This is a genomic window from Acidovorax sp. Root568 (assembly GCF_001427445.1).
GTDB classification, from domain to species: Bacteria; Pseudomonadota; Gammaproteobacteria; order Burkholderiales; family Burkholderiaceae_C; genus Acidovorax; species Acidovorax delafieldii.
Window position 1 is genome coordinate 63,107 of the sequence record NZ_LMGP01000010.1, and the last position, 11,918, is coordinate 75,024.

At 63.2% G+C, this 11,918-nt stretch carries 14 protein-coding genes; 2 read left to right on the forward strand and 12 right to left on the reverse strand.

Annotation, left to right across the window (positions count from 1 at the left end; genetic code table 11):
* Positions 1 to 45: 45 nt before the first annotated feature.
* The 4 genes from ASD75_RS06885 to thiO all read right to left on the reverse strand — a co-directional run bounded on the left by ASD75_RS06885 (position 46) and on the right by thiO (position 3,150).
* A complete protein-coding gene (locus ASD75_RS06885; RefSeq protein ID WP_056744225.1) occupies positions 46 to 942 on the reverse strand; it encodes a thiamine phosphate synthase in 897 nt (298 codons plus the stop codon).
* Positions 935 to 1,744, reverse strand: coding sequence for a thiazole synthase (locus tag ASD75_RS06890; RefSeq protein WP_056744227.1), 810 nt, complete (start codon positions 1,742 to 1,744; stop codon positions 935 to 937). Before ASD75_RS06890 ends, ASD75_RS06885 begins: the two co-directional genes overlap by 8 nt.
* 78 nt (positions 1,745 to 1,822) lie before the next feature.
* Positions 1,823 to 2,020: a sulfur carrier protein ThiS gene (gene thiS / locus ASD75_RS06895; RefSeq protein WP_056744228.1), complete on the reverse strand. Its 198-nt coding sequence runs from the start codon at positions 2,018 to 2,020 to the stop codon at positions 1,823 to 1,825.
* A complete protein-coding gene (gene thiO, locus ASD75_RS06900) occupies positions 2,017 to 3,150 on the reverse strand; it encodes a glycine oxidase ThiO (protein WP_056744230.1) in 1,134 nt (377 codons plus the stop codon). Before thiO ends, thiS begins: the two co-directional genes overlap by 4 nt.
* A gap of 534 nt (positions 3,151 to 3,684) precedes the next feature.
* Here thiO and thiD point away from each other — a divergent pair.
* Positions 3,685 to 4,560, forward strand: coding sequence for a bifunctional hydroxymethylpyrimidine kinase/phosphomethylpyrimidine kinase (gene thiD / locus ASD75_RS06905; RefSeq protein ID WP_056744232.1), 876 nt, complete (start codon positions 3,685 to 3,687; stop codon positions 4,558 to 4,560).
* A gap of 80 nt (positions 4,561 to 4,640) precedes the next feature.
* On the opposite strand, the gene ASD75_RS06910 is transcribed toward thiD, so the two are convergent.
* The 4 genes from ASD75_RS06910 to ASD75_RS06920 all read right to left on the reverse strand — a co-directional run bounded on the left by ASD75_RS06910 (position 4,641) and on the right by ASD75_RS06920 (position 7,678).
* Positions 4,641 to 5,921 (reverse strand): cytosine permease, encoded by a 1,281-nt coding sequence (locus ASD75_RS06910; RefSeq protein ID WP_056744234.1) that lies wholly within the window; start codon positions 5,919 to 5,921, stop codon positions 4,641 to 4,643.
* Between the two features lie 443 nt (positions 5,922 to 6,364).
* On the reverse strand, positions 6,365 to 6,742 hold the full coding sequence (locus ASD75_RS24280) for a DUF3658 domain-containing protein (RefSeq protein ID WP_082564924.1): 378 nt from the start codon (positions 6,740 to 6,742) through the stop codon (positions 6,365 to 6,367).
* Between the two features lie 96 nt (positions 6,743 to 6,838).
* Positions 6,839 to 7,234 (reverse strand): VOC family protein, encoded by a 396-nt coding sequence (locus ASD75_RS06915; protein ID WP_047787334.1) that lies wholly within the window; start codon positions 7,232 to 7,234, stop codon positions 6,839 to 6,841.
* A 27-nt stretch (positions 7,235 to 7,261) separates the two neighbouring features.
* On the reverse strand, positions 7,262 to 7,678 hold the full coding sequence (locus ASD75_RS06920) for a hypothetical protein (protein ID WP_021007135.1): 417 nt from the start codon (positions 7,676 to 7,678) through the stop codon (positions 7,262 to 7,264).
* Between the two features lie 98 nt (positions 7,679 to 7,776).
* Here ASD75_RS06920 and ASD75_RS23215 point away from each other — a divergent pair, with 98 nt between their 5' ends.
* Positions 7,777 to 8,427: a TetR/AcrR family transcriptional regulator gene (locus ASD75_RS23215; protein WP_235511559.1), complete on the forward strand. Its 651-nt coding sequence runs from the start codon at positions 7,777 to 7,779 to the stop codon at positions 8,425 to 8,427.
* 403 nt (positions 8,428 to 8,830) lie between these two features.
* Here ASD75_RS23215 and ASD75_RS06925 read toward each other — a convergent pair whose 3' ends face one another.
* The 4 genes from ASD75_RS06925 to ASD75_RS06940 form a co-directional block, all read right to left on the reverse strand.
* Positions 8,831 to 9,262, reverse strand: a complete 432-nt coding sequence (locus ASD75_RS06925) for a GNAT family N-acetyltransferase (protein ID WP_056067433.1) — start codon at positions 9,260 to 9,262, stop codon at positions 8,831 to 8,833.
* 181 nt (positions 9,263 to 9,443) lie between these two features.
* Entirely contained in the window at positions 9,444 to 10,325 is an 882-nt protein-coding gene (locus tag ASD75_RS06930; protein WP_056744236.1) for a helix-turn-helix domain-containing protein, read from the reverse strand.
* Positions 10,326 to 10,337: 12 nt separating this feature from the next.
* Complete coding sequence (locus ASD75_RS06935) at positions 10,338 to 10,697, reverse strand: nuclear transport factor 2 family protein (RefSeq protein WP_056744238.1); 360 nt, start codon at positions 10,695 to 10,697, stop codon at positions 10,338 to 10,340.
* A 125-nt stretch (positions 10,698 to 10,822) separates the two neighbouring features.
* Positions 10,823 to 11,878, reverse strand: a complete 1,056-nt coding sequence (locus tag ASD75_RS06940; RefSeq protein WP_056745092.1) for an NAD(P)/FAD-dependent oxidoreductase — start codon at positions 11,876 to 11,878, stop codon at positions 10,823 to 10,825.
* Positions 11,879 to 11,918: the final 40 nt, after the last annotated feature.

Genomic DNA, 11,918 nt, shown 5'->3' on the forward strand with positions numbered 1-11,918 from the left:
GAGGGATGCGCGATAACCGCCGTGGCAGCTATCGCCACCGAGCCGTCACCGCATCAGCGCCATCAGCTCTGCGGCCGATGCTTCAGGGTCCGGTGCATTGACCAAGGCACGCACCACGGCCACGGAACCCACGCCAGTGGCCAGTACCCTGGGGAACTGCTCGGCGCTGATCCCACCAATCGCCACCTGCGGGTAGTGCCGCATCAGCCGCGCATACACGCCCAGCCTGCCCACGCCCTGGGGAGCGGTGGCCATTTTTTTCAGGGTCGTGGGGAACACTGCACCCATCGCGATATAGCTGGGCCCCACGGCGTCGGCACGCACCATTTCGGCATATCCATGGGTGCTCACGCCCAGGCGCAGGCCCGAGCGATGAAGCGTTTGCAGTTCCTCGGCGGTGAGTGCGTCCAGGTCTTCCTGGCCCAGATGAATGCCGTAGGCGCCAGCTTCGATGGCGTCCCGCCAGTGATCGTTGATGAACAACAGCGCGCCCGTGCCTTGCACCGCCTGGACGGTGGCTTGCACTTCGGTCCGGATGGCCTGGGCGTCGTCCGACTTGAAGCGCAATTGCACCGTGGGCACCCCGGCACGTGCCATGCGGCCCACCCACTGGGCGTCGGGCAGTACGGCATACAAGCCCAGGTGCTCCGGGCACGCGGCGAACTGCTGGGCGCGCGGAAGGCGCTGCAGGCCAAAGTCCTGGGGTTCGTCCGGCCATTGCTCGGGCTGTGCACTGCCAGTGCGCAGCGCGCGCGCCTGCCAGGCGCGGGCCAGGCATTCGGCGTCATGGGCAATGAAACCCAACTGGCTGCAGGCCTGTAGCGCGGCGAGGTAGACAGGGTCCTGCAACGTGGGGGTTGGCACGGGCTCGGGCGCAAACCCCGCAAAGGTGGCCGCGTGGTGGCTCAGGATGGCGTGCGCCAGGGTGGTGGTGTCATGCATGGGCGTGGTGCCAGAAAGGGGTGCCCAGCACGGGGGTGCTGGGCTGGGCGGCGTCTTGTGCGGCCATGGCACCGGCCAGGCGGGCTGCGCGCCCGGCGCTGACGGCATCGGCAAATGCACCGGCCATGGCCACGGGGTCTTGTGCCAGGGCCACGGCGGTGTTCAGCAGCACGCCGTCATAGCCCCATTCCATGACCTGGCAGGCGTGCGAAGGCAGGCCCAACCCGGCATCCACCAGCATGGGCACGTTCAGGCGCTCGCGCAGCGTCTGCAGCGCATAGGGGTTGACCGGGCCGCGCCCGGTGCCGATGGGCGCGGCCCAGGGCATCACGGCCTGGCAGCCCACATCGACGAGGCGCTGGCAGAGCACCAGGTCTTCGGTGCAATAAGGCAGCACCTGAAAGCCTTCCTTGATGAGGTGTTCGGCCACGCCCACCAGGTTCAGCGTGTCCGGCTGCAGGGTGTAGTCATCGCCGATCAGCTCCAGTTTGATCCAGGGGGTGTTGAACACCTCACGCGCCATCTGGGCGGTGGTGATGGCCTCTTGCGCGCTGTGGCAGCCGGCGGTGTTGGGCAGCACGGGCACGTTGAGCTTGCGCAGCAGATCCCAGAAGCTGCTGCCGCTTTCGGCCGGGTTGCTGCCCTGGCGGCGCAGTGAGGCAGTGACCATGGCGGGCTTGGCGCGTTGCACAGCGGTTTCGAGCACGGCGGGCGATGGGTAGCGCGAGGTGCCTAGCAGCAGGCGGCTGGCGAAGGTCTGGCCGTACAGCACCAGCGGGTCTTGGGGCGTCGTAGTGGTCATTGGTTTACTATGATTTTTGTAGCTGCTAGTGCATGATTTACATGCGCTTACAGCTCTTTTGATTGAATTTTTGCTGACTCAGCCGCCCGTGACCGGCGAGATGATCTCCACACGGTCGCCAGGCTGCAGCGCATGGGCGGCGTAGCGGGTGTTGGGCACAAAAGTGGTGTTCACCGCCACGGCAAACGGGGGGCGCGCTTCGATGGCGGCCACGGCATCGGCCACGCTGGCGCCTTCGGGCAGTTCGTGCGGGATTTGGTTGATCGAGATGTTCATGCAAATGCGGGGGCTGCAACGCCGGTCGGGGCGGGTGCGGCTGGCTCCAGTTTCAGCCGGAGGTCAAAACGTTCGGACAGGGTCGATTGTCCCGTGTTCAGCACCTCCAGGGTCACATCCAGCATGGCGGGCGAGATCATGAAGCCGTGGCGGTACAGACCGTTGATCTCCAGCACGCCTGGACGGGTCTGGCGGATGGCGGGCAGGTTGTCGGGCAGCGTGGGGCGGCACTGCGTGGCCAGCTCGAGGATGCGGCCTTCACCAAAGCCGGGGTGCACCGCATAGGCGGCGCTCAGCAGTTCCAGGGTGGAGCGAACACTGGCCGGGGAGCGGTCGTCGGACTCGATCTCGGTCGCGCCAATGACAAACAGATGGTCTTCCTTGGGCGCAATGTAGATGGGGTAGCGCGGGTGCACCAGCCGGGTGGGGCGCTGCAGCGTGACGTCGGGCGCATGGATGCGCACCACTTCGCCACGCACGCCGCGCAAGGCACTCCACTGGCCCTTGGCGCCCAGGCCCCGGCAGTCCAGCACCCGGTCAGGCTGGCCGGGTGCGCCGGGCGTAAAGGCTTCGGGCGACTGGGGCGTGTGCCAGTGCATGCGTACTCCCAGGCGCTCCATTTCCACCACCAGTGCGGCCAGCAACTGGCGATTGTCCAGCTGGCCTTCGCCGGGCAGGTACAGGCCCTGGTTGAAGCGGTGCGCAAGGGCGGGCTCCACCTGCTCCAGGGCGCCACTGTCGAGCTTTTGCAGGGTGGGCAGCTCGGGCAGGCCGCGCTGGTTGTTTTCGAGCTGGCGGGTGAAACGCTGGGCTTCGGCCGCGTCCTGGCGGTGCCACACGATCAACGTGCCGGCCTGCTGGAAAAACACAGGCGCCGACAAGGTTGCCAGCAACTCGGGCCAGCGCGTCAACGCGTGGTGGCCCATGCGCACCACGCCGGGTTCGGTGATCGCAGACTCTGCCAGCGGGGCCAGCATGGCCGCAGCCACGGTGGCGGCCGAGTTTTCGGCGGCGGGGCTGCCCGCGTCGTAGATGTCTACACGGTGCCCCAGACGCGCAAGCTCCACAGCCAGCAGACGGCCCATGAGCCCTGCGCCCAGGATGGCAAAGGAAGAAGGTGGAAGTGACATAGCTCCGTCAGTGTGTCCATGTAGTGGCAAGCAGCCATGGACAAAACGGGGTCACCGTTGATGGAAACTCCCCACGCCAGCATGATCTGGATCGGGTAGCGGGGCTGCTGCATGTGCCGCAGTGCACAGGGTTCTGTGCGGGCCCCAGGGTATTTCTCAGTCGCGTGCCAAGAGCCGGTTCCAAGTCTTTTTGGAGTTGCACAAGTACCTTGCCGGGAAGGGGTGCTAGGCGCGGTGCGCAGTTGATAGCTCGGCTATCAACAAGCGCCGCAACGCCGCAGACCGCCCGGCAAGGCACTTGCCCGAAGGGTTGGAGTGAAATCGGGCGATTGGACGCCCCGGCTGCTTGCATGGGCATGAGCCCATGCGGCGCACCCGAAGCATCCACTCATCCCGATTGCACTCCAATGCAGTCTCCAAAAAGACTTGGAACCGACTCTAGGGTGGGACACCCCTGTTTCGTCCGGAAAATGAATTACAGCACATCCCCCATGCGCCCCGTTTTGACGTGGCGCATAGGCCATAATTTTTGCCATGATTTCACCGACGACCTCCTTGCCCTCCGCGGGCCATCGCTACGCACGCGTGCTCTCCATTGCCGGATCTGACAGCGGCGGCGGCGCGGGCATCCAGGCCGATCTCAAGACCTTCAGTGCCCTGGGCTGCTATGGCATGACAGCCATCACCGCCATCACGGCCCAGAACACCTGTGGGGTGACAGGCATCCACGGCATTCCGCCCGAGATGCTCAAGGCCCAGATCGATGCGGTGGTGCAGGACATTGGCGTGGACGCCGTCAAGATCGGCATGCTGCACTCACCGGACGTGGTGCACGTGGTGGCAGAAGCCATTCGGACCTATCAGCTGCCGCACGTGGTGCTGGACCCGGTGATGGTGGCCACCAGTGGCGATCGGCTGATTGCCCAGGAGACGGTGGCCGTGCTGGTCCAGGAGCTGTTTCCGCTGGCCGAAGTGGTCACGCCCAACCTGGACGAGGCCGGATGGCTGCTGGGGCGCAGCATCGAGAGCGTGGAGGCGCTGGAGCTGGCCGCGCAAGACCTGCTGCGACTGGGCGCCCGCGCCGCGCTGCTCAAAGGCGGGCACCTTCCGGGCGACTGGGTGGTGGATGTGCTGGCCGTGCAAGGCGGGGAACACGCACAAGGACGGGGCCACCGGTTGCAGTCACAGCGCATTGCCACCCACAACGGGCATGGCACCGGGTGCACCCTGTCGTCAGCGATTGCCGCGCAGCTGGCACTGGGCCAGCCGCTGCAGCAGGCCGTAGAGCAGGCACGGGCCTACATCCTGGGGGCCATTGCTGCCGGGGCGGATGTCACCACCGGCCACGGCCATGGCCCGCTCAACCACGGCTACGCGCCCGTGGCGCAGCGGGTGTTTCAGGCACTGTAGAGCGATTTTTGGGTGTTTTGAGGCTCAAGCGCTAGTCAATCATACGCTGAGTGCTCATCTTTTTATAGTGATTGATTGGTTCAGTGTGCCTTGGGCCTCGTGGCCCAGGCAAGCACAAAGCTGAACACCAGTGCGGGCAGTGCAGAGCCCGCGTCAGGCAGTACCTTGGGTGCCAGGTGGTACACCGCGATACCCGCCAGCCAGATGGCCACGGGCGCCGCATTCACCTTGCGCGCAGCCGCGAGCAGGGCGGGCGCATCGGTGCCGAAGGCCAGGCGCCCCAGGATCACGCCAAACAGCGGCACAAACACCGAGCTGAGCAGCAGCAAGAACGGCTCCAGGCTGTGCATGGGTAGCACCAGTGCCAGCCCAGTGCACAGCGCGGCCACCAGCAGGCCCCAAGCGCGTACGCCCCAGCGCGGCAGCAGGCTGTGGGCCGAGACGGCGCCCGAATAGGCGTCGCCATAGGCGTTGTCCACCTCGTCAATCAGGATCAGCGACAGCGCAATCAGCCCGCCCTGGGCCAGCAGCAGCGCCTGCACCAGGTCCTGGCTGGGCAAGGTCAGCGCCACCAGCACACCGAGGCTGTAGCACCAGATATTGGCCAACGCATAGCCCAGCCAGGTGCCGCGCAGTGCGGAGCCGCCGTTCTTGCCATGGCGCGCGTAGTCGGCAACCAGCGGCAGCCAAGAGATGGGCATGGCGATCACCAGGTCCAGCGCGGGCAGCACGCCCATGCCGCCGTCGCCCTTGCGTGTCCACAGCGCTTCAAAACCTTGGGTTTGCGCCAGCGAGAGGAACTGCCACGACAGCCACAGCAGCGACAACACCACCAGCGGCAGGGCAATGCGCGCAATCAGCTTGCGCACCAGCTGCACCATCGATCCGCTGATCAGCAGCATCACCACGCCGCCCCACAGCAGCGTCGCCAGCACCGGCCAGTGGGCACCAGCCATGGCGCACGACTGCTGGCCGATGGCCACGGTGGCATCGCGCATCACCACCAGCTCGAACGTGCCCCAGCCCACCAGCTGCACGATGTTCAAGATGATGGGCAGGCTGGCAAACGTGCGGCCGTACACGGCGTGCATCAGCCCGGCGCTGGCCAGGCCGCTGTCGCAGCCCAGCTTGGCCACCCAGCCCAGCAGGCCCGCGCCCACGATGGAACCGGCGACGATGGCGACGAGTGCCTCTTTGGTGCCCAGCGCAGGCATCAGGTAGGCGCCCACCTGCATGACCAGCAGGCCCACACCCAGGCTGAACCAGAGCGAGGCGTGGTCATGCCACTGGAAGACGCGGCGATCGGGGGAGACGGGAGCCAGCGCTTCGTTGGTGGCGTGCGTGGCAGGCGATGAGGACATGGAATGGCTCCGTAAGCAGATACAGAGCAGGGGCCGCCCACCAGTGCGCCCTGACGTGTTCAGGGCCGTGCCATGGCGGACTTGCTTCCCTGCGCGAGGATGATCTCAAGCCTGCAAAGTAGAACAATGCAGGCAACAGGTTCGAAGGGTTTGATCTCAGCCCAGCAACGAATTTATTGCAGGACACCCCCAGCGATATGGTTGGATTCTAGTTAAACAGGGTTGAGTGAGGTCAGCGAGCTGTTTCACAAGTGGCGCAGTTCATTTCCTTCATGGGTGCGAATGGCGCCTTGAGGCAGCGGTGACCGTCTAGAGCGGGCCCGTTCGCGTCCCCCGCCGTGGGGAAGCATTCGGCCAGGAGCAGTCGTTGGCGATAGATAAAAGCACGCACTCAACTGACAAAGCAAGCGGGCTGCTTTTGGTGTGTCAGCCTTGCTGCTAGGTCACGTTGGCTTGTGTGAAATTGCCAATCGCACTTCGCTAAATCGCATTCTTCTTAAGTCTCCCCGCGCTTCCAGGATGCCTTTCTGGACCAGCCTATCCACACGCTGAGCGTAGTAAACATCCGCAATCCCGCTCGGTTTGTTAGGCCAATTGCTCGTCATTACCTCTGCGACCAAACGGGCGACTTTTTGCCAGTGGGGTGCCGCCGCACTCATGAGCGCATCGTCGGCTGCAGCTACTTGGCATTGCGATAGCGCTTCAACGCGAGCTTGCTGCCCCGCACTTAGTGGACCGTCAGGCTCTTCGTCGTCAGACTCCCCGCCGACGCAGCGTATGTCTTCATGTAACTGGAAATCTGAGGTTTTCGTTCGTGACATATAGCGTGCTCAATTGAAGGACGGCTGTAGGCCCAAAGCGGTACTGCGAAATTTCACGAAGCAGCCATCCGCAACTGGGCCTTCAACGCTCTTACTTTACTCAGCGCAGTTCAGCATCCACTGAACACCGAACCGGTCGGTCAATTTGCCGTAGTAGTCCCCCCACGGCTGAATGCCCAAGGGGGTCGTGACTGTTCCACCTGCAGCCAAAGCGCGGAAGAGATTGTTCGTTGAATCTCGACCGTTCATCGCAAGCAAATGCGCGGAGCCTCGCATCGGCTCCGCATCATCGTTGTCGGAGGCATAGAAGAGCAAGCCCGGTCCCTCGAACTTGGCATGCATGACCTTGCCGCGCATGGCCTCGTTCTTCACGGGCATGCCATCGACCCCGTAGCGAAGCACCTCGACGACACGTCCGAGACCACATTGAGTATAGAAAGCCAGGGCGTCATCACAGGTGGTGGTGAAAAACAAATAGTTCGAGAGTTGCATGTTGGTATTCCCAGAGGTAGATGGGCGTCAGGCCGAGGCGGCTCCTTCGCCGAGCTGCGCATTGGTGAGAGCCATCCCGGCGATGCCCCAGGCCCCGTCTACCGCGTGCACGACGTTGACCCATATGCGCTCCTTCGGGTGCTGCGCGCCCGACAGCTCATGAATGATGTTCGTGGCTTCTTCTATGTAGCCAACTTGAACCTCCCGACTGGCGAACGCGAAGGACGGGACCTTCCATTCGACGAATGCCACAGAGGCCTCCTTTGATCCGGAGTACGTGTGCTCCGTTGGCAAGACGTGGATCGAACCCACGATGTTGGGCGTCATCGCCTTGTTTCCTGCCAAGCCATGCCATCTCAGCATGGCATCTGACAGGCGGCTGAAGGCGATTTTTTCCTGGCCCTTTGGAAGAACGCCCTCGGTGAGGGTGAGAGTAAGTGGCATGGGTACTCCAAACAGAAAGAACGGCGTCGCTCATGCGCTGCGAACCGCAGAACATTTCAAGTAACGACCGTTATTCGATAATACATAACGATCGTGTTTTGAACAACTACAATCGTCAGCTTCACATGTTGAAGGAGCCCCTCGTGTCAAGGTCCGAACAGAAGGTGCAGACGCGGCAACGCATACTGGACGGCGCAGGGCGTGGGTTTCGCAAGGCAGGATTTGGCGGGATTGGCGTTGACGGCCTGGCGAAGGAAGCAGGCCTGACATCGGGTGCCTTCTACGTTCATTTCGACTCGAAGGCCCACGCATTCCGGGAGTCGGTCGCACAGGGCATGGCCGAATTGCGAGGCGGCGTGCTGCACTTCCAGGAAAAGCACGGACCCACGTGGTGGCCGGAGTTTGTGCGCTTTTACCTCAGTGCCAAGCGGACCTGTGACTTGTCAGAGAGTTGCACGCTTCAGACGATGCCGGCAGAAGTCGCGCGATCGGATGAAGGTTCCCGTGAAATGTTTGAAAAGGCTTTGCGCGACATTGCGCAGGTGATCGTCGACGGTCCAGCCTCGCCAAATGCACCACGAGACATTGGAGCCGCTTGCGCCGCCCTCTCTTCGCTTGCGGGAGCGGTTACGCTTGCACGTTCCGTAGGAAGTAACTTCGCAGACCAGATAGCCGCAGCAACAGAACACGCGCTGCTAGGGTCGCCAGGCGGAAAGAGTCGATCAACGCCATCAAAACGCGACCCGTAGGCTCAGCGTCCAAGCGAAATGGGCGAGGGTACCGGACGTCGGCTCCTGGCCGACTTCGGTCTGCTAATGAGTAGCTAAGCAGGTAACGCGGCACGATCAACGTTTTCTAGGCTGCTCTTTTGCATCCTGAACCTTCGCATTCTCAAGAGCGGCACGATGTATCGCACCCCCAAAGAGACGCGGCTCTCGCCGTAGCCAGCGCCAGACGCCAGCAAAAAGCAGCCGAAGGTGAAAGTAGTCTGACTTGGGAGGTGTCAATAGCTTCTTCATAACAGTGCGATCCTTGACTGTCAGCTTCTGGCCGGATTCTGCCCCACACAGAAGGACGCTAGCGGGCCCGTTGCAGACCTTTGGCCCCCCGGCAGCAGACGACTTGCCGGTACGCGTCATCTTGATTTGAGGATTAGCTTTCACTAAGGTAGCCCCCCTCCACCTGCTGCTGCTGATTCTTGAAGATCGCCATAGCCGTCTTCATTCGCATGAAGCCGAATTTCCTGTAGAAAGGTTCTTTGCCAGGGACCGCATACAAGATGATTTTCTTGTGACCGGATGACATTTCCACCAGGTCACTGACAACTTGTTTGCCGAGGCCTGTGCCTTGATAGCTGGGCAATACCGCAACGTCGCATATGTACGAGCAATCTCCACCATCAGCGAGCGCGCGTCCCACCGCTACGAGCTTCGCATTCTCGTAGACGAAACACTTGAACATGCTGTTTGAGAAGACTTTCTGCAGATGAAGCGGCGGCTTCTCGCCTAGTGGTGCAGCCCGATAGAGGGCAGAAAGTTCTTCCCAGTCGACTCCATCTGCGGAGTGTTTCCATTCGAGTGGCATTTGTGGCTCCAATGTCCGCTCCTGGCCAGTAGGTAGCGGGGAGCTCGATTACTGTTCCGACCCTGGCTCCGGATGATCTTAATCAGATTCAAAGGGACTCTTTCAGTCGGTTCCGGCAGGCCGGTTCGACGCCCTTAGCGATGGCGCCCCAAAGGAGCACGGTCCTCTTGGAGGGGGAGGGTCAGCGCTTGCCCTGGGCGATCGGGATCGCGTAGTGCATCACGGAGTCGCTGGACGTCGGGTGGTATTGCGAGCCGTAGATTTCCAGATCCGGCCCCAGGGTGTGCGACGGGCCGGCCGACAGCAGCCAGCTCGCATAGATGTAGTTCACCGTCGCATCGACGTTCTGCGCAGGGCCCCGGTGGGTGAAGCGTGCATAGGTCGATCCGGGGATTTCCATGGCCACCATGCCCGGTGGCAGCGCACCGAGGCCCCGCACTTCGATGCAGGCCAGGTAGCGCAGTTCTTCGGTGTGGGGCCCCGCTGGGGCTACGACGCCGTAGCAGACCCCGGGCACGGTGTTCGCAATCTCGCCCAGCCGGGGCAGGAACTTCGCCCACAGGGGCGGCAGTTTTTGCCCCAGATTGTTCTTTTCGGAGTCGATGCCGTAGTAGTCCGTGGGCAGCCCGACCAGCTGCATGGGAGGCTGCTCCTTGATGTCGGGTTTCAGCGAAATGTTGTGGTGAATGTGCGCGAGGTAGCTTTCGTCGAAGCGGATCTTGCGCACGAACAGCGAGCGGTTGCCCATCTTGCGGTACTGCGACGGCGTGAGCCGAAAGCAATCCCTGAACGCGCGCGTGAAACTCTCCTGCGTCTCGTACCCGGACGCCAGCGCAATGTCGAGCACGCTCAGCCGCGTGTTGGTCAACTGCTCCAGCGCCCGCGAGAACCGGCGCGACCGGATATAGGTCTTGAGGGTTTCGTTGGTCAGCGCCTTGAAGATCCGCTGGAAGTGCCACTGGCTCATCCCGGCAGCCCGTGCCACCTCGGAAAGCTGGATATCGGATTCGAGATGGGCCTCGATGAAATCGATGCCCTCCTGGATTTGCCGGAGATAAAGCACGGCGGCGTCGGTTCAAGGGATTTCAAAGAAACCGGTCATGGCAACCAGGCGATTCCGGTCGTTGTACCGGCCGTAGCTCACGCCTTCTCCGATCACCTGTCCGCTGCCATCCACCATGTTCCATTTGGCGATGCTCTGCTGGTTGTGGCTGGCGAAATAGTGGGTCACAAAATGCCCGCCGGGCACCTGGCTGTGAAAGTTGTCCATGTAGGCCGTCAATTGGTCCCAGCCCTGGGCGGTGGCCAGCGGGTCGTTGTAGGTGCAGGCGGGGTCGAGGGACTGGGTAAAAAGGGCTGTGCGGTCCGCGGCCGAATCGGTCTTCCACGACGCGGTGTAGGTGTCCCAGATGGATTGAAGGGGGGGTTGGCTCATGGCGTGCTCCTGGTGGGTGGATGGAGACGCCATCGTGCCGGGCGCTTGCGCGCCTTTTGGACATTTTGTGCTTATTTGTGGGCCCGTCGTTTGGGCACGAAGTGACGAGCCCTGGCCCGCCGGGGCTACACGGCGGCAGAAGGTGCCGATAACGGTGCGACACCCAGCAACTGGTGCAGCCGTGGACTGGTGGTGGTGTATTGCAGCGCCACCTTGTCGCCCTTGAGCACCTCGGCCGCACCAAAGGCCGCCAGCGTGGCTTCGTGGAAGCCGCACAGGATGAGCTTGCGTTTGCCGGGGTAGGTGTTGATGTCGCCCACGGCGTAAATGCCGGGCACGCTGGTGCGGAAGGCCTCGGTGTCCACCACCAGCTGTTTGCGGTCCATGGCCAAACCCCAGTCCGCAATGGGTCCGAGGCGGGGGGAGATACCCAGCACGGCCACCAGCAGGTCCAGCGCCAGGGCGCGGGTGCTGCCGTCGGCATCCACCACCTGCAGTGCGGTGAGGCGGTCGCCCGCAGTGTCAATGCCGGTGATCTGTGCGGCCTCGACGTGGATACGGCCCGCATCGCGCAATTGCTGCAGGCGTTGCAACAGGGCTTCAGGCGCCTGGAACACGTCGCGGCGGTGCAGCAGGCTGACGCGTGCGGCCTGACCTTGCTCGGCCAGATCCACGGCGCGGGCCACGGCGGGCTCGTCGCCGCCGTGCACGACGACGTGGCGCCCGGCCACATCCGCAGTCGCGGGCAGGTGTTGGTAGTGGACCTGGTTGCCCACAAAGCGCTCGATGCCGTCCACCTTGAGCGCGCGCGGCACAAAGGCGCCTACGCCTGCGGCAATGAACACGCAGCGGGCCAGCAGTTGCGCACCTTGCGAGGTTTCGACCAGCAGGCTTCCATCGGCCTGCACGGTGAGTGCGGACACCAGCGTGTTCAGGTGCCACTGGGTCTTGAACGGCGCAATCTGCTGCAGCAGCAGACCCGCCAGCTCACGCCCGGTGCACACCGGGATGCCCGGGATGTCGTAGATGGGTTTGTCGCCGTACAGCTCGACGCACTGGCCGCCCGCATGGGGCAGGGCGTCGATCAGGTGAGCGGTGATGCCCTGCAGGCCCAGCTGGAAGACCTGGAACAGGCCCACGGGCCCCGCGCCGATGACGACGGCGTCGGTATCTTGAATCATGCTCAAGCCACGCGCGCAGCGCCCGAAACTGGCGCTGCCA